This window comes from Pseudomonas fluorescens group sp. PF-69 (genome assembly GCF_054481235.1).
The window spans coordinates 1,131,845-1,155,582 of the sequence record NZ_JBTMNC010000001.1; the positions used below are offsets into that span (position 1 = coordinate 1,131,845).

Here is a 23,738-nt window from a genome sequence, read left to right on the forward strand (position 1 = left end):
AAAAAAACGGCTCGCACCTTTAGGCTGCGAGCCGTTCTTTTATCAGAGATGGGAAGCGCGCTCCCCATCGCTTATCACTTGTTCAGACGGAAATCTGCCTCGGCAGCAGCGAAGCGCGAAAGCATGCCGCTAGTCGGGTTACCCAGCTTGCTGACAATGTAGATCGCCAGGCTGGCGAAGATGAAACCAGGGATGATTTCGTAAAGGCCCAGCAGTTCGAAGTGTTTCCAGACGATCACGGTGATCGCGCCGACCAGGATACCGGCCAGTGCGCCGTTGCGGGTCATGTCTTTCCAGATCACCGAGATCAGTACGACCGGGCCGAATGCAGCACCGAAACCGGCCCAGGCATAGCTCACCAGGCCCAGTACGCGGTTGCTCGGGTTGGCCGCCAGGCCGATCGCGATCAGGGCAACCAGCAGCACCATGGCACGGCCGACCCAGACCAGTTCAACCTGGGAAGCGCTTTTACGCAGGAAGGTCTTGTAGAAGTCTTCGGTCAGGGCGCTGGAGCACACCAGCAGCTGGCAGCTCAGGGTGCTCATCACGGCCGCCAGGATCGCCGACAGCAGGACACCGGCCACCCAAGGGTTGAACAGGATTTTCGCCAGTTCGATGAACACGCGCTCGTGGTTTTCGGTGACGGCACCGGCCACGTCAGGGTGAGCCGAGAAGTAAGCGATACCGAAGAAACCTACCGCAACGGTGCCGCCCAGGCACAGGATCATCCAGGTCATGGAGATGCGACGGGCGTTGGCAATCGATTTGACCGAATCCGCGGCCATGAAACGCGCCAGGATGTGCGGCTGACCGAAGTAACCCAGGCCCCAGCCCATCAGCGAGATGATGCCGATGAAGGTCGTGCCCTTGAGCATGTCGAAGTTGCTTGGATCTTGCGCTTCGATGGCCAGGAACGTGGTATCGACGCCGCCGGTAGCCAGCAGCACGATGATCGGCGTCAGCAGCAGGGCAAAAATCATCAGGGTGGCTTGTACGGTGTCCGTCCAGCTCACCGCCAGGAAACCGCCCACGAAGGTGTAGGCAATCGTCGCCGCAGCACCGGCCCACAGCGCAGTCTCGTAGGACATGCCGAAGGTGCTTTCGAACAGACGGGCGCCGGCCACGATGCCGGACGCGCAGTAGATGGTGAAGAACACCAGGATCACGACCGCCGAGATGATCCGCAGCAGCCCGCTTTTATCTTCGAAACGGCTGGCGAAGTAGTCCGGCAGCGTCAGGGCATCGCCGTTGTGCTCGGTCTGCACGCGCAGACGGCCGGCGACGAACAGCCAGTTCAGGTAGGCACCGATGATCAGGCCGATGGCGATCCAGCTTTCGGACAGGCCGGACATGTAGATGGCGCCCGGCAGGCCCATCAACAACCAGCCGCTCATGTCGGATGCGCCCGCGGACAATGCAGTGACGACGCTGCCGAGGCTACGACCGCCGAGAATGTAGTCAGAAAGGTTGTTGGTGGAGCGATAGGCCATGAAGCCGATCAGCACCATGGCTGCGATGTAGATCACGAACGTGATCAGGGTTGGATTGCTTACGCTCATTAAGTTACGCCCTGGCTTTGTTTTTATGTAGCGGCGGCTGGTGAACCGCTCGCAAACGACGACGTTTGACAGACGATCCGGGATCCCGCGCATTTATGACTGATGTTTCCCCAGGAAAGCCATCAGCCGGTGCACCTGTCTTTTATGACTGGTTGCACCTTGGGGCGCGAATGCTATTCAACAAAGCAAATAAGGTGCAACCCATTTCTGGAGAATTAGTTGCACCTAATCGGATTTTCAGCAAAAGCAGGCCTTTTTGCTCCCTTTTAGCGCAGTAGATACGACGCGATAGAAGCAAAAGCACCAAGCAGGCGCAGCACGCTCGTACCAGAATTGATTTCCTGACGAGGTGTTTAAAATTCCGACAAAAAAGGGTTGCACCCGGTTGCACCTCTCTCGGCGCACGGCTAATCTTGCCGCCAGCTGATGCCACGCAGTCGTGGCAAACATGAGGATAAAAACATGGCTACCACCACCCTTGGGGTCAAACTTGATGACCCGACCCGCGAACGCCTCAAGGCTGCCGCGACCTCGATTGATCGCACGCCACACTGGCTGATCAAGCAGGCAATTTTCAATTACCTGGAGAAACTCGAGGGTGGTGCAACCCTGACCGAGCTGAACGGTTTGACCAGCAAGGACGCTGACGACACGGGCGAAGTCCATGTCGACCACGCGCACCAGTGCTTCCTCGAGTTCGCCGAAAGCATCCTGCCGCAATCGGTGCTGCGCGCCTCGATCACTGCTGCTTACCGTCGTCCGGAACCGGAAGTGGTGCCGATGCTGATCGAGCAGGCCCGCCTGCCGGCACCGATGGCCGAAGCCACCAACAAACTCGCCGCCTCGATTGCCGAAAAACTGCGCAATCAGAAGAGCGCTGGCGGTCGTGCCGGCATTGTTCAAGGCCTGCTGCAGGAATTTTCCCTGTCGTCCCAGGAAGGCGTGGCGCTGATGTGCCTGGCCGAAGCGCTGCTGCGCATCCCGGACAAAGGCACCCGTGACGCACTGATCCGCGACAAGATCAGCACCGGCAACTGGCAGCCACACCTGGGCAACAGCCCTTCGCTGTTCGTCAACGCCGCGACCTGGGGTCTGTTGCTGACCGGCAAACTGGTCTCTACCCATAACGAAACAGGCCTGACCTCGTCCCTGAGCCGCATCATCGGCAAGAGCGGCGAGCCGATGATCCGCAAGGGCGTCGACATGGCGATGCGCCTGATGGGCGAGCAGTTCGTCACCGGTGAAACCATCGCCGAAGCCCTGGCCAACGCCAGCAAGTTCGAAGCCAAGGGTTTCCGTTACTCCTACGACATGCTCGGTGAAGCCGCGCTGACCGAACACGACGCCCAGAAGTACCTGGCCTCGTACGAACAAGCCATCCACTCGATCGGCAAAGCGTCCCACGGTCGCGGGATTTATGAAGGCCCGGGCATCTCGATCAAGCTGTCGGCCTTGCACCCACGCTACAGCCGCGCGCAATACGAGCGCGTGATGGACGAGCTGTACCCGCGCCTGCTGTCGCTGACCCTGTTGGCCAAGCAATATGACATCGGCCTGAACATCGACGCCGAAGAAGCCGACCGCCTCGAGCTGTCGCTGGATCTGCTCGAGCGCCTGTGCTTCGAGCCGCAACTGACCGGCTGGAACGGCATCGGCTTCGTGATCCAGGCTTATCAGAAGCGTTGCCCGTACGTGATCGACTACGTGATCGACCTGGCTCGCCGCAGCCGTCATCGCCTGATGATCCGCCTGGTAAAAGGCGCGTACTGGGACAGCGAAATCAAGCGCGCCCAGGTCGAAGGCCTGGAAGGCTATCCGGTCTACACCCGCAAGGTGTACACCGACGTGTCCTACATCGCTTGCGCACGCAAACTGCTGTCGGTGCCGGAAGTCATCTACCCGCAGTTCGCCACGCACAACGCCCACACCCTGTCGGCCATTTATCACATCGCCGGTCAGAACTATTACCCGGGCCAGTACGAGTTCCAGTGCCTGCACGGCATGGGTGAACCGCTGTACGAACAGGTCGTGGGCAAGGTTTCCGAAGGCAAGCTGAACCGTCCGTGCCGCGTGTACGCTCCGGTTGGTACTCACGAAACCCTGCTGGCGTACCTGGTACGTCGTCTGCTGGAAAACGGCGCGAACACTTCGTTCGTCAACCGCATCGCCGACCAGTCGATTTCGATTCAGGAGCTGGTGGCCGATCCAGTGGCCAGCATCGAGCAGATGGCGACGCTGGAAGGCGGCTTCGGTCTGCCGCACCCGCGCATTCCGCTGCCACGCGACCTGTACGGCTCCGAGCGCGCCAACTCCAGCGGCATCGACATGGCCAACGAACATCGCCTGGCCTCCCTGTCCTGCGCCCTGCTGGCGACCGCGCATAACAACTGGAAAGCCGCGCCAATGCTCGGTTGCGCCTCCAGCACTGAAACCCCTGCGCCGGTGCTGAACCCGTCCGATCTGCGTGACGTGGTCGGCCACGTACAGGAAGCCACCGTCGAAGACGTCGACAACGCCATCCAGTGCGCGCTGAACGCCGCGCCGATCTGGCAGGCCACCCCGCCCGCCGAGCGCGCCGCGATCCTGGAACGTGCCGCCGACTTGATGGAAGGCGAGATTCAGCCGCTGATGGGCCTGCTGGCTCGCGAAGCCGGCAAGACCTTCGCCAACGCCATCGCCGAAGTGCGTGAAGCCGTGGATTTCCTGCGTTACTACGCGGTGCAGGCGCGTAACGATTTCACCAACGACGCGCACCGTCCTCTGGGCCCGGTTGTGTGCATCAGCCCGTGGAACTTCCCGCTGGCGATCTTCAGCGGCCAGGTCGCCGCTGCACTGGCGGCCGGCAACCCGGTATTGGCCAAGCCTGCGGAACAAACCCCGCTGGTCGCCGCTCAAGCCGTGCGTTTGCTGCTCGAAGCCGGGATTCCGGAAGGCGTTCTGCAACTGCTGCCGGGCCGCGGCGAAACCGTCGGTGCCGGCCTGGTGGGCGATGATCGCGTCAAGGGCGTGATGTTCACCGGTTCCACCGAAGTCGCTCGCCTGCTGCAACGCAACATCGCCGGCCGCCTCGACAACCAGGGGCGTCCGATTCCGCTGATCGCCGAAACCGGTGGCCAGAACGCGATGATCGTCGACTCTTCGGCACTGACCGAACAAGTGGTGATCGACGTGGTTTCGTCGGCCTTCGACAGCGCCGGCCAGCGTTGCTCGGCCCTGCGGGTTCTGTGCCTGCAGGAAGACTCCGCCGACCGCGTCATCGAAATGCTCAAGGGCGCCATGGCTGAAAGCCGCCTCGGCAACCCCGAGCGCCTGTCCGTGGACATCGGCCCGGTAATCGACGCCGAAGCCAAGGCCGGCATCGAGAAGCACATCCAGGCCATGCGCGACAAAGGTCGCAGCGTGTACCAGGTGGCCATCGCCGACGCCGAAGAAATCAAACGCGGCACCTTCGTGATGCCAACGCTGATCGAACTGGAAAGCTTCGACGAACTGCAACGGGAGATCTTCGGCCCGGTACTGCACGTGGTTCGCTACAAGCGCAAAGACATCGATCAGCTGATCGCTCAGATCAACGCCTCCGGCTACGGCCTGACCCTGGGCGTGCACACCCGCATCGACGAGACCATCGCCAAGGTGATCGATAACGTCAACGCCGGTAACGTCTACGTCAACCGCAACATCGTCGGTGCCGTGGTGGGCGTCCAGCCGTTCGGCGGCGAAGGCTTGTCGGGTACCGGTCCGAAAGCCGGTGGCCCGCTGTACCTGTACCGCTTGTTGTCGACGCGTCCTACCGATGCGATTGAACAATCCTTCGCCCGTGGCGACGCCATCGCAGCACCGGACGCTCGCTTGCGTGAAGCCATGAGCAAACCGCTGACCGCCCTGAAAGCCTGGGCCGACAGCAACAAGTTTGCCGACCTGAGCGCCCTGTGCGCGCAGTTCGCCGCCCAATCGCAAAGCGGCATCACCCGCCTACTGGCCGGCCCGACCGGCGAGCGCAACAGCTATGCGATCCTGCCGCGTGAACACGTGCTGTGCCTGGCGGAAGTCGAAGGCGATCTGCTGACGCAACTGGCGGCGGTATTGGCGGTAGGCGGTTCGGCGGTATGGCCGGAAGCTGAACTGACCAAGGCCTTGTTCGCACGCTTGCCGAAGGACATTCAGGCGCGCATCAAGCTGGTTTCCGACTGGAACAAGGATGAAGTGGTGTTTGATGCAGTCCTGCATCATGGCCATTCCGATCAGTTGCGTGCGGTCTGCCAACAAGTGGCCAAGCGTGCCGGCGCCATCGTTGGCGTGCAGGGTCTGTCGCAAGGTGAAACCAACATTGCGCTGGAGCGTTTGGTGATTGAGCGGGCATTGAGCGTCAACACCGCTGCGGCGGGCGGTAACGCCAGCCTGATGACCATCGGCTAATACCGATGAACCGGGCAGCCGCAATGGCTACCCGGTACGCAATACCCCTGTGGGAGCGAGCCTGCTCGCGAAGACGGAGTGTCAGTCGACATCAATGTTGCCTGACCCACCGCTTTCGCGAGCAGGCTCGCTCCCACAGTTATTTTTTGGGGCCTGCTAAGTCAGTGCTCGGCTCAACCATCACGCTCATCAATCATCCTGTTCAGTCTTTATTCCCACGCCTAGACTCGGCCCATCCCAATAAAAGGTAGGTCGCCATGTCCGAGACGTTGCTCAGTTCCCGCAATCTGGCTTTCGAGCTGTATGAAGTCCTCGATGCCGAGGGCCTGACCCAGCGTGAGCGTTTCGCCGAGCACAACCGCGAAACCTTCGATGCCGCACTTGGCACCGCCCGCAACATCGCCGAGAAGTTCTTCGCCCCGCATAACCGCAAGGGTGACGAGAACGAGCCGCGCTACGAGGACGGGAAGGCGATTCTGATTCCGGAAGTGAAACCGGCGGTGGATGCCTTTCTTGAAGCCGGCTTCCTCAATGCGGCGCGCAGTTTTGAAGCCGGCGGCATGCAGCTTCCGACACTGCTGTCCCAGGCCTGCTTCGCGCATTTCCAGTCGGCCAACGCGGCGTCGACCTCGTACCCCTTCCTGACCATGGGCGCGGCGAACCTGATCGAAAGCTTCGGCACCGAGGAGCAGAAGCGCCGCTTCCTGCAACCGATGATCGACGGCCGCTTCTTCGGCACCATGGCCCTGACCGAACCCCATGCCGGCTCATCGCTGTCGGATATTCGTACCCGCGCCGAACCGGCGTCTGACGGCACGTATCGGCTCAAGGGCAACAAGATCTTCATCTCCGGCGGCGATCATCCGCTGTCGGAAAACATCGTGCACATGGTGTTGGCCAAACTGCCGGACGCGCCGGCCGGGGTGAAAGGCATTTCGCTGTTTATCGTGCCCAAGTTCCTGGTCAACGATGACGGCAGCCTCGGTCAGCGTAACGACGTATTGCTCGCCGGGCTGTTCCACAAGATGGGCTGGCGCGGTACCACCTCTACCGCGCTGAACTTCGGTGATAACGGCGAGTGTGTCGGCTATCTGGTGGGCAAGCCGCACCATGGCTTGAGCTACATGTTCCAGATGATGAACGAGGCACGGATCGGTGTCGGCATGGGCGCGGTGATGCTTGGTTACGCCGGCTACCTGTACTCGCTGGAGTACGCCCGCGAACGACCACAAGGTCGGGTGCCGGACAGCAAGGACCCGAATACCGCGCCGGTGGCGATCATTCAGCACGCCGATGTCAAACGCATGCTGCTGACCCAGAAGGCTTACGTCGAAGGCTCGTTCGACCTCGGACTGTACGCCGCTCGACTGTTCGACGACACCACCACACTGGAGACCGAAGCCGAGCGCAAGCAAGCCCATGAACTGCTGGATTTGCTGACGCCCATCGTCAAGTCCTGGCCGTCGGAGTTTTGCCTGAAGGCCAACGAACTGGCGATCCAGATCCTCGGCGGCCACGGCTACACCCGCGAATACCCGGTGGAGCAGTACTACCGCGACAACCGCCTGAACCCGATCCACGAAGGCACCCACGGCATCCAGTCACTGGACTTGCTGGGGCGCAAACTGGCGCAGAACGGCGGTGCAGGGCTCAAGCAACTGATCCGCCTGATCGCCGACACCGGCAAACGTGCACACGCGTTTGAATCCCTGACCGCTCTGCGCGAGCCACTGGAGAAACTGGTGGCGCGCCTGCAGGCCGTGACCATCGGCCTGCTGACCGATCTGGCCCAGGGCAAGGTCAACAGCAGCCTGGCGAACTCGGCGCTGTACCTGAAAGTGTTCGGGCATACGGTGATTGGCTGGCGCTGGCTGGAACAGGCGATCCGCGCCGAGGAAGGACTGGCCAAGGGCAACGCGGCGGATGTGAGCTTCTATAAAGGCAAGCTTCAGGCGGCGCGCTACTTCCTGACCTGGGAAGTGCCGTCTTGCCATCATGAACTGACGATCCTTGAGGCTCAGGATGATGTGTGCCTGGGCATGCAGGATGAGTGGTTCTGATCCCGGCCTTGTGCTGTAGCTGACATCCATTCGCTGGCAAGCCAGCTCCCACAGGAATCCCTGTTGTTCACAAAACCTGTGTTCAACACACAAACCCTGTGGGAGCGGGCTTGCCCGCGAAGGCGTCACCACAGTCAACACATCAACTGAGTTTGAACCCACCCATCTGCCGCGCCAGATCATCCGCCAGCCGCTGCAGCGTCTGGCAGTCCTCCCGACAAGCCCTGACCTCCCCCGCTGTCGCCCGCGCCAGATCGGAGATGCCCTGCACGTTGCGGTTGATTTCTTCAGTCACCGCCGACTGCTCTTCCGTCGCCGTCGCCACTTGGTGGTTCATGTCGCTGATACGCTCGACCTGCCCGGTAATCGCCGTCAACGACGCCCCGGTGCGCTGGCTCGACTCAACCCCGGTGCCGGTCGCGGCCTGCCCGGAATGCATCGACGACACCGCATTCTCCGCGCCTTGCTTGAGGCTGCCGATCATCTGCTGAATCTCGTCGGTGGACGTTTGCGTGCGTCGCGCCAGGGTCCGCACTTCATCGGCCACCACGGCGAATCCACGCCCCATGTCACCGGCCCGCGCCGCCTCGATGGCGGCGTTCAGCGCCAGCAAATTGGTCTGCTCGGAGATGCCGCGAATCACCGCCAATACCTGATCGATGGAAGCCACCTGATTGGCCAGTTCGCCCACGGCGCTGGCGGCAACGCCGATTTCATCGGACATGCTTTCGATGTGCCGGATAGACCCACCCACCACTTCCCGTGCCTGCAACGCCTCATCGCGAGCGTTTTGCGAAGCGACGGCCGCATTGCCGGCGTTCTGCGCGATTTCCTGCACGGTCAGGCCCATTTCATGGACCGCCGTGGCGACCATGTCTGTCATTTCCTGCTGACGCCCGGAGCGCTCGGCCGTGTTATCCACCACCCGTGCCACCTGACCGACCGCTGTGCGCAATTTGTCGCTGGTGGTCAGCACTTCGCCAATCATGTCGCGCTGACTGTCGAGGAAGCGATTGAAGCCGCGAGCCAGATCGCCCAGCTCGTCGGCGCGGCTGGAATCTAACCGATGGGTCAAATCTCCACCACCGCTACCAATGGCCACCAATGCCGCTGTTACCTGACGAATCGGCCTGACCAACCCACGGGCCAGCAACACCACCAGCAACAGGCACACCAGCGCCACCGCCAGGCCAATGCCGCTGCTCATCCACATGGCGCGACGGGCTTCGGCGTAGATCTGCGACTGCGGCACTTCGGCCACCAGGGTCCAGCCCAGGTCACGCAGCGGCAGGCTCAATGCGAGGAAATCTTCGCCATCACGCACAAAGCCACTGTGGGTGGCAGACGTTTTGGAGATGGAAGGTTGACCCATCACCGTTTGGGCGGCTGACGCACCGATCTGCTCGACCAAGGTGCGTTTGCCGCTGAACTGCGCCTCGGGATGAACCTGGATCAAACCGTCGGAACGCACGAGATAGACCTTGCCGCGCTCACCGAAGCTGAAGTTGTGGATCAGCTCCGACAGCTCTTTCATGCTCAGGCCCAGGCCGGCAACGCCCACGACTTTGCCGGCGTGCTCGACTTTAAGGTCGATGAAAAGCGCCAATTCTCCGGTGGCCGTGTCGTTGTCGATATTGAGGGTGCGCGGCTGGTTGCTGTCGAGGAACGAATAGAACCAGGCATCCTTGGGGTTGGTACGGCTGAGGGTGCGGTCCAGGCCCTTTTCGGTGAAGTAATGGTTGGAGGCAGTGCCGACAATCAGCGCGGTAAAGGCTTTTTGCTCGGCCCGGATGCCTTCGAGGTACGCGGTGAAAGTACCGGCCTGGGTGCTGCTTTCGCCCTCGGCCAGCCAGTCGCGCACCATGCTGTTGCTGGCGATGTCCTTGGCGGCGGTGAGGGGCTGAACGAGGATGCGCTCGATGTCGTTGCGCATCGCTTCGATACTCGACGGCAGCGCTTGCTCGACCAGATAGCGCTCGGCGAGGCGGTTGACCACGAGGGTATAAATGCCAACCACAATCAGAATGCTGACCAGCAGGGCGGTGCCCATGCTCAGGATCAACTGCCATTGAATACTGCGTCGCCAGAACTGCATGGAGCACCCCCAAAGAATAAGAGGCTGAAACACTGCAACAGCCGTGCCGATTGTATACAACAAAATCGACAATTTATTCTTTGGTTGTGCGCAAAGCCGATCAGGCCTGATTGATCGTCTTGGAGATCACTTCAACCGTGGCGCTGACTTGCTCTTGGTAACGGTCGAGTTCGAGCTTGTGTTGCTTCTGCATTTCGATCTGCTGCGAGCACAGATTCATCGCGGCCAGCACCAGCAGTCGGTCACCGATCAGCGTCGGGTACTTCCTTTTGGTGTCGGCCAGGGCAGCCTTCAGCATCATTGCAGCGTCCAACAGGGTTTGCTCTTCCCCGGCCGGCGCCTTGATCGAATAGTCCTCCCCCAGAATCGAGACGACTCTTACCCCTGCGGCGTTGTAACTCATGCGCTGACTGGGCCTGCGCTGACGCGCTCAACCAGGGCCTGGATGCGGGCGGCGGTGGCGCCCTGCTTCTCTTCCTGTTCCATCAGGCTCAGTTGCAGGCTTTCGTTTTCATCTTTGGCCTGGGCCAGTTCTGCGCTCAGGGCCTGATTGGTGCTGAGCAAGCCCTGGTTCTGTTGCACCAGGTCGCTGACCAGTTGTTCCAATTGGCTAAGGGATGCTTCCAACATTTTGATTTTTCCGGGGTTTTCAAAGGGCGCGTACGATAAAGAAAAGTCACGGTGGATGCCAGGGTTATACGGGCGCAAAGCCTTGATCTTCCTGACGGCGACTGTCCTCGCGAGTTTTAAAGACTGTGATTGGCTCATCTGGTTCCTGCACTTCGTCGCCAGCCCTTATGTAGGAGCGAGCTCGCTCGCGATGGTGGTCAACGATTACGCGTTCTTCCAGACAGCCCGCGTAATCGTTGACGTCCATCGCGAGCAGGCTCGCTCCTACAGATAACGACCGGTTAACGGCAAAAACCGCGCAGGGGCTCAAGACTTGAGGCGCATGACCGATAAGTCCTCCATACGTCAGCCTCGGCACCGCTCAGGTGCGCCTTTTTCGGTAACCGCCATGTCCCTTCGTAATATGAATATCGCTCCACGGGCGTTTCTCAGCTTCGCCCTGATCGGCGGCTTGATGATGATTCTGGGGGTGTTTGCCTTGAATCAGATGAGCAAGATCCGTGGTGCCGCCGAAGAAATCACCTTGAACAGCGTGCCGAGCATCCAGAGCCTCGATGAGTTCACCCAACTCACCTTGCGCCTGCGCGTGCTGTCGTATCGCTTGCTGGTCAATCGCGAACCGGACGTCCAGCAGAAAACCATGGAATTGCTGGAGACGCGCAACCAGCAGATCCGCGCCGCACAAGCGACCTATGAAAAACTGATCGCCAGCCCGCAGGAACGCGCGGCCTACGATCAATACGTGCAACTGCTGGGGCAATACCGCCAGATCGAAGATCGGATGAAGACCCTGTCGCGCAACAATCAGGTCGATGAACTGCGCAACCTGCTCAACACCGATTTGCTCAACAACTCCGAGGCTGTAAACGCCGTGTTGAGCCGTCTGCTGGAGATCAATACCCAACAGACCCGCGATACCAACCAGCAGGCCGCCGATCAATATGATTCGGCGTTCGATCTGGTCATCGCCTTGCTGGTGGCCGCCACCGCACTGACCCTGGCCCTCGCCTGGTTGCTGATCAACAGCATCACCAAACCCATTGCCAATGCCCTGGGTGCCGCCGAGAGCATCGCCGAAGGCAACCTGACTCGCCCGATTACGGTCGATGGCGAGGACGAGGCTGGACGCCTGCTGGCGGCGATGGCGAAGATGCAGGACAAACTGCGCGACACCCTGCTGCGCATCTCCGGCTCGGCCACGCAACTGGCCTCTGCCGCAGAGGAACTCAACAGCGTCACCGACGAAAGCGCTCGCGGCCTGACCCGGCAGAACAACGAGATCGAGCAGGCTGCCACCGCAGTCAACGAAATGACCAGCGCCGTGGAAGAAGTTGCGCGCAATGCCGTCAGCACCTCCGAAGCCTCGCAGAGCGCCACCGCGTCTGCCGGGGATGGCCGTGACCTGGTGCAGGAAACCGTCAGCGCCATTGAACGCATGAGCGCCGACGTGCAAAGCACCGCGACCCTGATCGGCGACCTGGCCAATGAGTCCCGCGACATCGGCAAGGTGCTGGACGTGATTCGCGGGCTGGCCGACCAGACCAACCTGCTGGCGTTGAACGCCGCGATCGAGGCTGCCCGTGCCGGTGAAGCCGGTCGCGGCTTTGCCGTGGTGGCGGACGAAGTACGGGCCCTGGCCCATCGCACCCAACAGTCCACCAGCGAAATCGAACGCATGATCGGCAGCATCCAGAGTGGCACCGAGCACGCGGTGGATTCGATGCGCAACAGCACCGAGCGCGCCGAGTCGACCCTGAACATCGCCCGTGGTGCCGGAATGTCGCTGGACACCATCAACAGCGCCATCGTCGAAATCAACCAGCGCAACCTGGTCATCGCCAGCGCCGCTGAAGAGCAGGCGCAGGTGGCCCGCGAAGTGGACCGCAACCTGGTGAACATCCGTGACCTGTCGGTGCAATCGGCCACCGGTGCCAACCAGACCAGTGCGGCGAGCAATGAGTTGTCGCGCCTGGCGGTGGATCTGAACAGCATGGTCGGACGCTTTAGCCTGTAACCGCTCTCTGTAGGAGCAAGCACGCGCCTGCAGGGTTCTGCGTTTCAAAAGCTTTTTGACAGCATCACATTTCAACAGGTTAGAATCGCTGGCACGCAGACTGCATGGTCAGTTTGTGCCCGCCTCTCAGCTTTCCGGAGTACTGCCTTTGAATGCGACGACCATCAACAGCCTGTTCTTGATCGGCGCGTTGCTGGTAGGTGCAAGCATTCTGGTGAGCTCACTTTCCTCGCGCCTCGGCATCCCGATTCTGGTGATCATCCTGGCCGTCGGCATGTCCGCCGGTGTCGATGGCGGTGGCATTATTTTCGACAACTACCCGACGGCCTATCTGGTCGGCAACCTTGCATTGGCCGTGATCCTGCTCGATGGCGGGTTACGTACCCGGGTCTCGAGTTTCCGCGTGGCGTTGTGGCCGGCGCTGTCGCTGGCGACCATTGGCGTGTTGATCACCACCGGGCTGACCGGCATGGCCGCCGCCTGGCTGTTTGACCTCAATCTGATTCAAGGCTTGCTGATCGGCGCCATCGTCGGCTCCACCGACGCCGCGGCGGTGTTTTCGCTACTGGGCGGCAAAGGCCTGAACGAGCGGGTGACCGCGAGCCTGGAAATCGAATCCGGCAGCAACGATCCGATGGCGGTGTTCCTCACCGTGACCCTGATCGACATGCTCGCCAGCGGCCAGACCGGCCTGCACTGGAGCCTGCTGACCCACCTGGTGCGCGAGTTCGGTATCGGTGGCTTGATTGGCCTGGGCGGCGGCTGGCTCATGCTGCAATTGGTCAACCGCATCAATCTGGCCACCGGCCTCTATCCGATCCTGGTCATCGCCGGTGGCCTGGTGGTGTTTGCCCTGACCAACGCCTTGCACGGCAGCGGCTTCCTGGCGGTGTACCTGTGCGGCCTGGTGATCGGCAACCGTCCGGTGCGCAGTCGCCACGGCATCCTGCACATGCTCGATGGCATGGCCTGGCTGGCACAGATCGGCATGTTCCTGGTGCTGGGGCTGCTGGTCACGCCCCATGACCTGCTGCCGATTGCACTGCCGGCACTGGGCCTGGCGCTGTGGATGATTCTGTTTGCCCGACCGCTGTCGGTGGTGATCGGCCTGCTGCCATTCAAGGCGTTCCATGGCCGTGAAAAGGCGTTCATTTCGTGGGTCGGCTTACGCGGCGCGGTGCCGATCATTCTGGCGGTGTTCCCGCTGATGGCCGGACTGCCCAACGCCCAGCTCTACTTCAACCTGGCGTTCTTCATCGTGCTGGTCTCGCTGCTGGTGCAGGGCACCAGCCTGCCGTGGGTGGCGAAGCTGTTGAAAGTGACCGTTCCGCCGGAGCCCGCACCGATCTCCCGCTCTGCCCTGGAAGTGCACGTCACCAGCGAGTGGGAATTGTTCGTTTATCGCCTCGGTGCCGAGAAATGGTGCATCGGTTCGCCCCTTCGCGAACTGAAAATGCCCGAAGGCACCCGCATCGCCGCCCTGTTTCGTGGCCAGCAACTGCTCCATCCGTCGGGTAGTACGGTGCTCGAAGTCGATGATTTGCTCTGTGTCATCGGCCATGAACACAACCTTGCGGCCCTCGGAAAACTGTTCAGCCAGGCACCGCAACGAGGCCTCGATTTGCGCTTCTTCGGCGACTTCGTACTCGAAGGAGATGCCCAGCTGGCTGCGGTTGCGGCCCTGTACGGGTTGAAAGTCGAAGGCATTGACCCGGACATGTCCCTGGGCCACTTCATTGCCCAGAAAGTGGGCGGTGCTCCAGTCGTCGGCGACCAGGTGGAGTGGAACAACACGATCTGGACCGTCGCGGTGATGGACGGGAACAAGATCGGCAAAGTGGGCGTCAGATTCCCCGAAGGAAGTCGCCCGGGGCCCGGACTCTTCCTCTAAACTCCATTCTTCGTTTCGCTTTTTGATCGGTCTCTATGTCAAGCCTGCGCACCTTTTTCGTCATGGTCCTCCTGGGCCTGAGTCTCTCCGTCGGTACGTTACAAGCCGCCGAACCGCCCACCCGCGAAGCCGTGCAGGCGAGCCTGGACAAGATCGCCGACCGCAAACTGCCGGAAGCCGATCAAAAGGCCCTGCAATCGGTCCTGCAAAACACGCTGACACAGCTCAACAACCGGCGTGATTACGAGCAAAAGCTCAGTGATCTCAAGCAGCTATTGGCCAGCGCCCCCAAACAGACCATCGAGAGCCAGCGTGAACTGGCCCGTATCAAGGCCAGCAGCGTAGTGCCGGTGGCGCAACGCTTTTCCAAGGAGTCGATTCAGCAACTCGAGCAAATGCTGACCGAGCGCTCGACCCAGCAAAGCGATCTGCAGAAAGCCCTGGGCGATGCCAACAGCCTGATCATCACCGCGCAGACGCGCCCCGAGCGCGCCCAGGCGGAAATTTCCGCCAGCCAGACGCGCATCCAGCAGATCAACAACATCCTCAAGACCGGCAAGGACAGCGGCAAGACCTTGAGCGCCGAGCAGCGCGACCAGCTCAACGCCGAGCTGGCGGCACTCAATGCGCTGATTCCGCTCCGTCGCCAGGAACTGGCCGGCAATACCCAGCTGCAGGATTTGGGCAACAGCCAGCATGACTTGCTCTCGGAAAAATCCGACCGTCTCGATCAGGAAATCCAGGAGCTGCAAAACCTGATCAACCAGAAGCGTCTGGCCCAATCCCAGGAAACCGTGACGCAGCAGTCCATCGAAGCGCAGAAAGCCGGGGGCAGCAGCCTGCTGGCCACCGAAAGCACGGCCAACCTGAAGCTCTCCGACTACCTGCTCAAGAGCACTGACCGCCTCAACGAGGTTACTCAGCAGAACCTGCAAACCAAGCAACAACTGGACAGCGTGACCCAGAGCGATTCCGCCCTGGATGAGCAAATCAGCGTGCTCAAGGGCAGCCTGCTGCTGTCCAAGATTCTCTATAAACAAAAACAGGCCCTGCCGCGCCTGAGGGTCGATCGCAATCTGGCCGACCAGATCGCCGACATTCGCCTGTATCAGTTCGAAGTCAGCCAGCAACGGGAATTGCTCAGCAACCCGGCCACTTATGTCGACAACCTGCTGTCGACCCAGCCACCGGAGCAAGTGACCCCGCAACTGCGCAAAAGCCTGATGGAACTGGCCACCACCCGCGTCGACCTGCTGGAGCGCCTGAACCGTGAACTGAGCGCGATGCTCAATGAATCGATCACGCTGCAACTGAATCAGAAGCAACTGCTCAGCACCGCGCAAAGCCTGCGGGCGACGCTGGATGAGCAGATGTTCTGGATTCCCAGCAACAAACCGCTGGACCTCGAATGGATGCGCAGCGTGCCGGAACGCCTGCAACGCCAGGTCGATAGCCTGCCGTGGGCCTCAAGCCTGAGCGAACTGACCGATGGCCTGACCCAGCGACCGCTGTTGTTCCTGCCCCTGGCGCTGTTGATCGGTGCCCTGCTGTGGCGACGCAAGAGTCTGTATGCGCGCCTGAACAAGGTTCACCAGGACATCGGCCACTTCAAGCGCGACAGCCAGTGGCACACGCCCCAGGCGATCCTGATCAACATCCTGCTGGCGATGCCGGTCTCGCTGGGCCTGGCCTTGTGCGGCCTGGCCCTGCAAATCGACGCCCGAGGGCAGAACGCCAGTATGGGCGCGGCGTTACTGCAAATGGCCGGGGCCTGGCTGGTGTTCTACACCGCCTATCGGATCCTCGCGCCGGGCGGTGTGGCAGAACTGCATTTCCGCTGGGAAAAGCCCCAGGTCGAATTCCTGCGCGGCTGGATCCGCCGCCTGGGCATGGTCGTCATGGCTCTGGTCACCGTGGTGGCGGTGGCCGAACTGCAACCGGCGGCGCTGGCCGATGACGTGCTCGGCATGCCGGTGGTGCTGATCTGCTACGCCCTGATGACCTTGTTGCTCAGCCGCCTGCTGATCAGCAGCCCGAACCACGAAACCGCTTCACTGTTCCGCAAAGTGGTGGGGATTCTGTTCACGGCCCTGCCCGTCGCCTTGTTCGTCGCCGTGTGCTTCGGCTACTACTACACCGCGCTCAAACTCAGCGACCGCTTGATCAACACCCTCTACCTGCTGATGTTCTGGCTGGTGATCGAGGCCACCTTCGTGCGCGGCCTCAGCGTGGCCGCCCGGCGACTGGCCTACCAGCGCGCCCTGGCCAAGCGTCAGGCGGCCAAAGAGGCCGGCGACGGCGAAGCGGTCATCGAAGAACCGACCATGGACATCGAAAAGGTCAACGAACAGTCCCTGCGCCTGATCCGCCTGGCACTGCTCGGCGGCTTCATGGCAGCGCTGTATTGGGTCTGGGCTGACTTGATCACCGTGTTTTCGTACCTGGACAACATCACCCTCTACGAATACACCAGCGGCACCGGCGCCAACATGAGCATGGTGCCGATCAGCATCGGCGACATGCTCGGCGCGCTGATCATCATCGGCATCACCTTCGCCCTGGCGCGCAACTTGCCGGGCCTGCTGGAAGTGTTCGTGCTGTCGAAGCTCAACCTGGCCCAGGGCAGCGCCTACGCCACCACCACACTGCTGTCCTACGTGATCGCCGGCGTCGGTTTCGTCTCGACACTGTCGACCCTTGGCGTGAGCTGGGACAAGTTGCAATGGCTGGTGGCGGCCCTCTCGGTCGGCCTCGGTTTCGGCATGCAGGAGATCTTCGCCAACTTCATCTCCGGCATCATGATCCTGTTCGAACGCCCGGTGCGGATCGGCGATACCATCACCATCGGCAACCTGTCGGGCACGGTGAGCAAGATCCGCATCCGTGCCACCACCATCACCGACTTCGACCGCAAGGACATCATTGTCCCGAACAAGACGTTCATTACCGGGCAATTGATCAACTGGTCGCTGACCGACACCATCACCCGGGTGACCCTCAAGCTCGGTGTGGACTACGGTTCCGACCTGGACCTGGTGAAGGAGCTGCTGCTCAAGGCCGCACGGGAAAACCCGCGCGTGCTGAAGGAACCGGAACCGACCGTGTACTTCCTGAACTTCGGCGAAAGCACCCTCGACCACGAATTGCGCATGCACGTGCGCGATCTCGGCGACCGCAACCCGGTGATCGACGAGGTCAACCGCTTCATCAACCGCGAGTTCAAGAGGCAGCACATCAACATCTCGTTCCGGCAGATGGAGGTCTACCTCAAGAACCTCCACGGTGATGAGTACAAGTTGGTGCCGGTCGAACCGGAAACCAAAACCATCGTGCCGCCGATTGATGGCAAACCGCAGCAAGAACCGCCCGCCGCCAAACTCGACTAACCGGCCATTCCCCAGCAGAATGCTCGGACATTCTGCTGGAGACGGCCTTTGAAAGCCCTCGACGAACTGACCTTCGATAACCGCTTCGACCGCCTGGGCGATGCGTTTTCCGCCCATGTGTTGCCCGAGCCCATCGACAACCCGCGCCTGGTCGTGGCCAGCCCTGCCGCCATGGCGCTACTGGACCTCGACCCGGCCGTCGCTGAAACCCAAGAGTTCGCCGAGTTGTTCAGCGGCCACAAGCTGTGGGCCGATGCCATTCCCAGGGCAATGGTCTACTCCGGTCATCAGTTCGGCTCCTACAACCCGCAGCTGGGCGACGGGCGCGGATTATTGCTGGGCGAGGTGTACAACGAGGCCGGCGAACACTGGGACCTGCACCTCAAGGGTGCCGGCCAGACGCCCTTTTCGCGCATGGGCGACGGACGGGCGGTGCTGCGCTCGTCGATCCGTGAATTCCTCGCCTCCGAAGCCCTGCACGCCCTGAACATCCCGACCACCCGGGCGCTGTGCGTGATCGGTTCGGATACGCCGGTCTGGCGCGAAAAGCAGGAACGGGCAGCCATGGCCCTGCGCCTGGCACCGAGCCATGTGCGCTTCGGGCATTTCGAGTATTTCTACTACACCAAACGTCCCGAGCAGCAGAAAGAACTCGGCGGCCACATCCTCGCCATGCACTTTCCAGAATGCCTGGAACAGCCGGAACCCTACCTGGCGATGTTCCGCGAGATCGTCGAGCGCAATGCCGAACTGATCGCAAAATGGCAGGCGTACGGCTTTTGCCACGGGGTGATGAACACCGACAACATGTCGATCCTGGGCATCACCTTCGACTTCGGCCCGTTCGCCTTCCTCGACGACTTCGACGCCAACTTCATCTGCAACCACTCCGATGATCAGGGCCGCTATTCCTTCAGCAATCAGGTGCCCATCGGCCAATGGAACCTCAGCGCCCTGGCTCAGGCCCTGACGCCGTTCATCAGCGTCGAGGCCCTGCGCGAAACCCTGGGGCTGTACCTGCCGCTGTTCCAGGCCCATTACCTCGACCTGATGCGTCGCCGCCTCGGCCTGACCACGGCCGAAGACGATGACCAGAAACTGCTGGAGCACTTGCTGCAATTGATGCAGAACAGCGGCGTCGATTACAGCCTGTTCTTCCGCCGCCTGGGCGAAGAATCCCCCGAAGCCGCCGTCGCTCGTTTGCGCGATGACTTCGTCGACCTCAAGGGTTTCGATACCTGGGGCGAACGGTACACCGCCCGGGTCGCCCGGGAAGGCGAGCTGGACCAGGAACAACGCCGTGCCCGGATGCAGGCGGTCAACCCGCTGTACATCCTGCGCAATTACCTGGCACAAAAGGCCATCGATGCGGCGGAACGTGGCGATTACTCGGAAGTCCGACGGCTGCACGCGGTGCTGAGCAAGCCGTTCGAGGAGCAACCGGGGATGGAAAGCTACGCCGAACGGCCACCGGAATGGGGCAAGCATCTGGAGATCAGTTGTTCGTCGTGAGTTGATATTCCGATAAACACCTAGTCAAAACACTGAAGCAATCTTCCAGGCTCGGATTTCGAGCCGAAAAATCGTTGCATCAATCAGCCTGAGCCGGCTCAGGCCGTTCACCGTGCTTGAACAGCACAAAATCGCGATCAATGTTAACCGTGGCGACACTCTTGATAATGAACGCCAGTACAATGCCAACCCCCACCAACAAACCTGAAAATCCAGGGAATGGCGAGTTGAGACTCACGACCAGACCGATCAAGAAATACGGCAGCATAATCAGTGTGGCCAGCTTTCCCACGCGGGCGGCTGTTTTCAGCTTCTTGTCCAACACCTGACGGTCGCCTTCCTCAAGCAACAGATCCGAACCGCAATGATCGCAAGAGATCGGCTGTAGCTGAATCAGCTCAAACGCCTGCTGATACGAAGGTGTCAGCCACGAACTGCAATGACCGCAACTCATGTTCACATCATTGTAAGTAGTGGACTCGGCGCCCGAAGCGGGCTCATTTGTGTCGCTCATGACTGTTAAATCCCTTCAGTTGAAAACGCCGGCCACAGAGCCGCACGAAAAGCGTCAGACTAACGGCCTGATATTGAGTGCGAAGTCAGCTCATACGCCAATGCATGTAAGGATTTTCTTTATCTAAAGAGGGTAATGACCTACATACTTCCTTCTTGATAAACGAGATTCCGCCACCAGATCTGCTTCACAGATTGCCTGCCGAGAAATAATCATGACGTCCCCACTCCTCATCCCCTGCCCCCACTGCAACGGCCTCAACCGCATCCCGGCCGAACGCCTGAACGACCACCCCAAATGCGGACGCTGCAAGGCCGAGGTACTGCTGAACAAACCGTTTGAGCTCAAACAAGGCGATTACGCCAGCCAGATCAAGGGCGATTTGCCGCTTCTGGTGGACGTCTGGGCGGACTGGTGCGGGCCGTGCAAGTCGTTTGCACCGGTGTTCGAGCAGGCGGCCGGGCAATTGGCGGGCAAGTGTCGACTGGCCAAGCTGGACAGCGAGGCGAACCAGCAATTGTCGGCGCAGTTGGGCATTCGCTCGATTCCGAGCCTGATTCTGTTCAAGAACGGCCGGGAAGTTGCCCGCCAGAGCGGGGCCTTCCCGTTGCCGCAGCTGATGAGCTGGTTGCGTAGCCAAGGAATCTGAAGGACACCTGTGGGAGCGAGCCTGCTCGCGATGGCGCTGGATCAGTCAACAAAGACGTTGAATATGAAGCCCTCATCGCGAGCAAGCCCGCTCCCACAGTTTTTTTTGCAATCAGAAAGGATCAGGCGTTTTCCAGCAGATTGTGCAGTTCGACGAACTGTTGGGTCAGCTTGTGCCGCGGGTCGAGATGGATCAGCGGCGTATTGGCCTGGTGGGATTCGCGCATGCGCACCGAACTGGCCAGGTACACCGGCAGCACCGGAAGCCCTTCGGCGATCAGTTCGTCAAGGATTTGCTGCGGCAGGCTGGCCCGGGCCTGGAACTGATTGACCACGATGCCCTCGACTTCCAGCCCTTCGTTGTGGTCCTCCTTCAATTCTTCGATTTCCGCCAGCAGACCATAGAGGGCCTGGCGCGAAAAACTGTCGCAATCGAAGGGGATCAGCACACGATCGGCGGCAATCAGTGCCGATACCGCGTAAAAATTCAGCGCGGGCGGCGTGTCGAGGTAGATACGGTCGTAATCTTCACCGAGTTCTTCGAGCAACTTACGCAGCTTGTTGATCTTGTGCTTGGCTTCAAGCTTTGGCTGCAAATCCGCCAGCTCGGCCGTGGCCGTGATGACATGCAGGTTATCGAACGGGGTTTCGTAGATATCGACCTTGTTCTTTTTGGAGAACGGCCCGGAAGACAGGGTTTGCTTGAAAAAGTCGGCAATACCCATCGGGATATCATCGCCGGTAAGTCCCGTCAGATACTGAGTGGAGTTGGCCTGGGCATCGAGGTCCACTAACAGGGTGCGATAACCCTCGCTGGCACTGACCGCCGCCAGATTGCAGGCAATACTGGACTTGCCTACGCCACCTTTCTGATTGAACACCACGCGCCGCATTGTCAAAACCTCCGTGTATCAAAGAATGACCGAGTGTAGTGGTCCTCGGCGCTGCTTCGCTACCTCGTTGGAGAGGGACTGCACGCTCAGTGGCGACCCCGCCTCAAAAAAACGGCATGAATCACCAACAGAACCGACAAACGGGCCGTGCAACAATCGGAATAATTGTCAAATGTTCAATTTTTTCGAACCTGTTCTGTACATAACGCTGAGCAAAATGTAACCAATATTTGCTACGCGTTCGCCGCACCGCGATAATGCGCGCCACTCGGCGCCAAGCGCCGCGCGGGTGAGTCGTGGCTTTCAGTCATCACCGCGTCAAGCAAGCCCGCAAGGGCGGGATGAATGTCTGTGATCAACTTCAACATCGCCCAATGGCGCGCGTGGGCCCCGGGACTCGAGAGCGTGGACGATTGGCAGGCCTGGTGCCAACAGCCCGTCGCGCTGCCAGGCAGCGATGCAGCCCCTGACGTGTCGTTTCTGCCGGCCATGCAGCGCCGGCGTCTCAGCCGTCTGGCGCGGATGGCCTTCAGTGTCGGCTGGCCATTGGCCGAGGGTCGCCAGGACTTGCCGCTGGTCTTCATTTCCCGTCACGGCGAAACCCCTCGGACCTTCGACATCCTCAGCGATCTGGCCGCTGAGCAGCCGCTGTCGCCGACCCAGTTCAGCCTTTCCGTGCACAACGCGATCATTGGCCTGTGGTCGATCATGCGCGGCGAAACCAGCGAAATGACCGCCCTGGCCGCGGCTGGCGATGGCCTGGAAAATGGCATGCTGGAGGCTGCGGCACTGCTGAACGAAGGCGCGCCCGCAGTATTAGTGATCATCACCGAAGAACAACCGCCCCAGGCCTACTCGACCTGGATCGACGACGTGCCCTTCCCGTATGCCGTCGGCCTGCTGATCACCCCGGGAAATGACTGGCAGCTGTCCCTGAACAGCCCCGTGGATGCGTTGTCCAACGTTCGCTGGCCCCATGCGCTGAATCTGTTGTGCATGCTGCTGGGCCAGCAAACCACCTGCCAACATGCCTGGAAAAATCGTGTATGGACCTGGCAACGCAACCCGTGACCGAGAAAAACCGCGACGCCTATTACTGGCGCCTGCTGGCGACCGCCGCAAGCTTCACCCTGTTCGGGGTGGGCGGGATGTGCCTGCGCCTGGTGATTTTTCCGCTGCTCGGTTGCCTGCCGGGCGATGCCCGGACCCACCGCTTGCGCGCGCGCCAAACCGTCAGTCGCTGCTTCTGGTTTTTCGTCCGTTTCATGGCCCGTGTCGGTGTGCTGACCTACGACATTCAAGGCGCGGAAAAACTAGGCCGTCCGGGGCAGATGATCATTGCCAATCACCCGTCGCTGATCGACGTGGTGTTCCTGATTGGCCTGGTGCGCCACAGCAACTGCGTGGTCAAGCAGAGCCTGTGGGAAAACCCGTTCACCCGCGGCCCGTTGCGCCGCACCGACTACATCAGCAACGACGGCAGCATGGAGATGCTCGATGCCGCCGCCGATGCACTGAAAAGCGGCCAGACCCTGATCATCTTTCCCGAAGGCACCCGCACCCAACCGGGCCAGGCGCCGGCCTTTCATCGGGGGGCGGCGGCAATAGCGCTGCGGGGTGCGAAAATCCTCACCCCGGTCGTTATCAAGGTCAGCCCGACCACATTGACCAAGGCCGAGCCCTGGTATCGGATCCCGAAACGACGCGTGCACTTCAGTTTTCGTGTCGGGGCCGATATAGACCCACAGGCCTTCGCCGCGCTGGGCCCGGCTCCGCAAGCCTCGCGCAAGCTCAACGACTATCTGCATTCTTACTTCATTAAGGAGCTCGCCGAAGATGAGCGATCTGCACACTAAGCACCTGGTGCTGGAAATAAAAGACCTGATCATCGAAGCCCTCGGCCTCGAAGACATCAGCGCCCAAGACATCGGCGACGAGCAGACGCTGTTCGGCGAAGGCCTGGGCCTGGACTCGGTAGACGCGCTGGAACTCGGCCTGGCGATCCAGAAAAAATACGGCATCAAAATCGATGCCGACGCCAAGGACACGCGTAATCACTTCAGTAACGTGGCGAGCCTTGCGGCGTTCGTCACCGCAAAACAGGCAGCTTGAGACCGGAC

Annotated in this window: 16 protein-coding genes and 2 pseudogenes; 11 read left to right on the top strand and 7 right to left on the bottom strand. The window is 60.8% G+C overall.

Annotated features, from left to right (window positions below; all coding sequences use genetic code 11):
• Positions 1–74 precede the first annotated feature (74 nt).
• The gene (putP, locus tag ACX3YF_RS05120) at positions 75–1,559 is read right to left on the bottom strand and encodes a sodium/proline symporter PutP (protein WP_130205045.1); all 1,485 of its coding nucleotides are present in this window, start codon (positions 1,557–1,559) and stop codon (positions 75–77) included.
• 462 nt (positions 1,560–2,021) lie between these two features.
• Between putP and putA the strand changes: the two genes are divergently transcribed.
• Both putA and ACX3YF_RS05130 read left to right on the top strand, forming a co-directional pair.
• Positions 2,022–5,975 carry a trifunctional transcriptional regulator/proline dehydrogenase/L-glutamate gamma-semialdehyde dehydrogenase gene (putA, locus tag ACX3YF_RS05125; protein WP_130205047.1) on the top strand — a complete coding sequence of 1,318 codons (3,954 nt, stop codon included), beginning with the start codon at positions 2,022–2,024 and terminating at the stop codon, positions 5,973–5,975.
• Between the two features lie 257 nt (positions 5,976–6,232).
• On the top strand, positions 6,233–8,035 hold the full coding sequence (locus tag ACX3YF_RS05130) for an acyl-CoA dehydrogenase (protein ID WP_454837725.1): 1,803 nt from the start codon (positions 6,233–6,235) through the stop codon (positions 8,033–8,035).
• A 142-nt stretch (positions 8,036–8,177) separates the two neighbouring features.
• Here the strand turns inward: ACX3YF_RS05130 and ACX3YF_RS05135 are convergent, their stop codons facing one another.
• The 4 genes and pseudogenes from ACX3YF_RS05135 to ACX3YF_RS05150 form a co-directional block, all read right to left on the bottom strand.
• On the bottom strand, positions 8,178–9,023 hold the full coding sequence (locus ACX3YF_RS05135) for a methyl-accepting chemotaxis protein (protein ID WP_458952138.1): 846 nt from the start codon (positions 9,021–9,023) through the stop codon (positions 8,178–8,180).
• 18 nt (positions 9,024–9,041) lie between these two features.
• Positions 9,042–10,130 (bottom strand): annotated as a pseudogene (locus ACX3YF_RS05140) (HAMP domain-containing protein); the annotation flags it as partial.
• A 100-nt stretch (positions 10,131–10,230) separates the two neighbouring features.
• Entirely contained in the window at positions 10,231–10,533 is a 303-nt protein-coding gene (locus ACX3YF_RS05145) for a cell division protein ZapA (protein ID WP_047536567.1), read from the bottom strand.
• Positions 10,530–10,760 carry a hypothetical protein gene (locus ACX3YF_RS05150; RefSeq protein WP_047536565.1) on the bottom strand — a complete coding sequence of 77 codons (231 nt, stop codon included), beginning with the start codon at positions 10,758–10,760 and terminating at the stop codon, positions 10,530–10,532. Before ACX3YF_RS05150 ends, ACX3YF_RS05145 begins: the two co-directional genes overlap by 4 nt.
• A gap of 403 nt (positions 10,761–11,163) precedes the next feature.
• On the opposite strand from ACX3YF_RS05150, the pseudogene ACX3YF_RS05155 reads away from it, so the two are divergent.
• From ACX3YF_RS05155 to selO, 5 genes and pseudogenes are all read left to right on the top strand, one after another.
• Positions 11,164–11,919, top strand: a pseudogene (locus tag ACX3YF_RS05155) (MCP four helix bundle domain-containing protein); the annotation flags it as partial.
• Positions 11,911–12,774: a methyl-accepting chemotaxis protein gene (locus ACX3YF_RS05160; RefSeq protein ID WP_458974828.1), complete on the top strand. Its 864-nt coding sequence runs from the start codon at positions 11,911–11,913 to the stop codon at positions 12,772–12,774. The pseudogene ACX3YF_RS05155 and the gene ACX3YF_RS05160, both read left to right, overlap by 9 nt.
• Positions 12,775–12,922: 148 nt before the next feature.
• Positions 12,923–14,665: a potassium/proton antiporter gene (locus ACX3YF_RS05165; RefSeq protein ID WP_130205055.1), complete on the top strand. Its 1,743-nt coding sequence runs from the start codon at positions 12,923–12,925 to the stop codon at positions 14,663–14,665.
• Between the two features lie 35 nt (positions 14,666–14,700).
• Positions 14,701–18,051 carry a mechanosensitive channel MscK gene (gene mscK / locus ACX3YF_RS05170; RefSeq protein WP_288098386.1) on the top strand — a complete coding sequence of 1,117 codons (3,351 nt, stop codon included), beginning with the start codon at positions 14,701–14,703 and terminating at the stop codon, positions 18,049–18,051.
• A gap of 48 nt (positions 18,052–18,099) precedes the next feature.
• On the top strand, positions 18,100–19,563 hold the full coding sequence (selO, locus tag ACX3YF_RS05175) for a protein adenylyltransferase SelO (protein ID WP_458973485.1): 1,464 nt from the start codon (positions 18,100–18,102) through the stop codon (positions 19,561–19,563).
• Between the two features lie 79 nt (positions 19,564–19,642).
• Here the strand turns inward: selO and ACX3YF_RS05180 are convergent, their stop codons facing one another.
• Positions 19,643–20,077: a hypothetical protein gene (locus ACX3YF_RS05180; protein ID WP_130205061.1), complete on the bottom strand. Its 435-nt coding sequence runs from the start codon at positions 20,075–20,077 to the stop codon at positions 19,643–19,645.
• A 214-nt stretch (positions 20,078–20,291) separates the two neighbouring features.
• Between ACX3YF_RS05180 and trxC the strand changes: the two genes are divergently transcribed.
• Entirely contained in the window at positions 20,292–20,726 is a 435-nt protein-coding gene (trxC, locus tag ACX3YF_RS05185; RefSeq protein ID WP_130205063.1) for a thioredoxin TrxC, read from the top strand.
• Positions 20,727–20,847: 121 nt separating this feature from the next.
• Here trxC and ACX3YF_RS05190 read toward each other — a convergent pair whose 3' ends face one another.
• Complete coding sequence (locus ACX3YF_RS05190) at positions 20,848–21,618, bottom strand: ParA family protein (RefSeq protein WP_130205065.1); 771 nt, start codon at positions 21,616–21,618, stop codon at positions 20,848–20,850.
• A 345-nt stretch (positions 21,619–21,963) separates the two neighbouring features.
• Here ACX3YF_RS05190 and ACX3YF_RS05195 point away from each other — a divergent pair, with 345 nt between their 5' ends.
• From ACX3YF_RS05195 to ACX3YF_RS05205, 3 genes are read left to right on the top strand one after another with little or no spacing between them, the layout of a single operon-like run.
• On the top strand, positions 21,964–22,689 hold the full coding sequence (locus ACX3YF_RS05195; RefSeq protein ID WP_454837720.1) for a beta-ketoacyl synthase chain length factor: 726 nt from the start codon (positions 21,964–21,966) through the stop codon (positions 22,687–22,689).
• On the top strand, positions 22,665–23,474 hold the full coding sequence (locus ACX3YF_RS05200) for a lysophospholipid acyltransferase family protein (RefSeq protein WP_130205069.1): 810 nt from the start codon (positions 22,665–22,667) through the stop codon (positions 23,472–23,474). The genes ACX3YF_RS05195 and ACX3YF_RS05200 overlap by 25 nt, the downstream gene beginning before the upstream one ends.
• Positions 23,455–23,730 carry a phosphopantetheine-binding protein gene (locus tag ACX3YF_RS05205; protein WP_130205071.1) on the top strand — a complete coding sequence of 92 codons (276 nt, stop codon included), beginning with the start codon at positions 23,455–23,457 and terminating at the stop codon, positions 23,728–23,730. The genes ACX3YF_RS05200 and ACX3YF_RS05205 overlap by 20 nt, the downstream gene beginning before the upstream one ends.
• Positions 23,731–23,738: the final 8 nt, after the last annotated feature.

Bases quoted from the DNA above. Each gene is read 5' to 3' on its own strand.
- putP (WP_130205045.1), bottom strand. From the start codon at position 1,559: ATGAGCGTAAGCAATCCAACCCTGATCACGTTCGTGATCTACATCGCA.
- putA (WP_130205047.1), top strand. From the start codon at position 2,022: ATGGCTACCACCACCCTTGGGGTCAAACTTGATGACCCGACCCGCGAA.
- ACX3YF_RS05130 (WP_454837725.1), top strand. From the start codon at position 6,233: ATGTCCGAGACGTTGCTCAGTTCCCGCAATCTGGCTTTCGAGCTGTAT.
- ACX3YF_RS05135 (WP_458952138.1), bottom strand. From the start codon at position 9,023: ATGATTGGCGAAGTGCTGACCACCAGCGACAAATTGCGCACAGCGGTC.
- ACX3YF_RS05145 (WP_047536567.1), bottom strand. From the start codon at position 10,533: ATGAGTTACAACGCCGCAGGGGTAAGAGTCGTCTCGATTCTGGGGGAG.
- ACX3YF_RS05150 (WP_047536565.1), bottom strand. From the start codon at position 10,760: ATGTTGGAAGCATCCCTTAGCCAATTGGAACAACTGGTCAGCGACCTG.
- ACX3YF_RS05160 (WP_458974828.1), top strand. From the start codon at position 11,911: ATGCAGGACAAACTGCGCGACACCCTGCTGCGCATCTCCGGCTCGGCC.
- mscK (WP_288098386.1), top strand. From the start codon at position 14,701: ATGTCAAGCCTGCGCACCTTTTTCGTCATGGTCCTCCTGGGCCTGAGT.
- ACX3YF_RS05180 (WP_130205061.1), bottom strand. From the start codon at position 20,077: ATGAGCGACACAAATGAGCCCGCTTCGGGCGCCGAGTCCACTACTTAC.
- trxC (WP_130205063.1), top strand. From the start codon at position 20,292: ATGACGTCCCCACTCCTCATCCCCTGCCCCCACTGCAACGGCCTCAAC.
- ACX3YF_RS05190 (WP_130205065.1), bottom strand. From the start codon at position 21,618: ATGCGGCGCGTGGTGTTCAATCAGAAAGGTGGCGTAGGCAAGTCCAGT.
- ACX3YF_RS05195 (WP_454837720.1), top strand. From the start codon at position 21,964: ATGTCTGTGATCAACTTCAACATCGCCCAATGGCGCGCGTGGGCCCCG.
- ACX3YF_RS05200 (WP_130205069.1), top strand. From the start codon at position 22,665: ATGGACCTGGCAACGCAACCCGTGACCGAGAAAAACCGCGACGCCTAT.
- ACX3YF_RS05205 (WP_130205071.1), top strand. From the start codon at position 23,455: ATGAGCGATCTGCACACTAAGCACCTGGTGCTGGAAATAAAAGACCTG.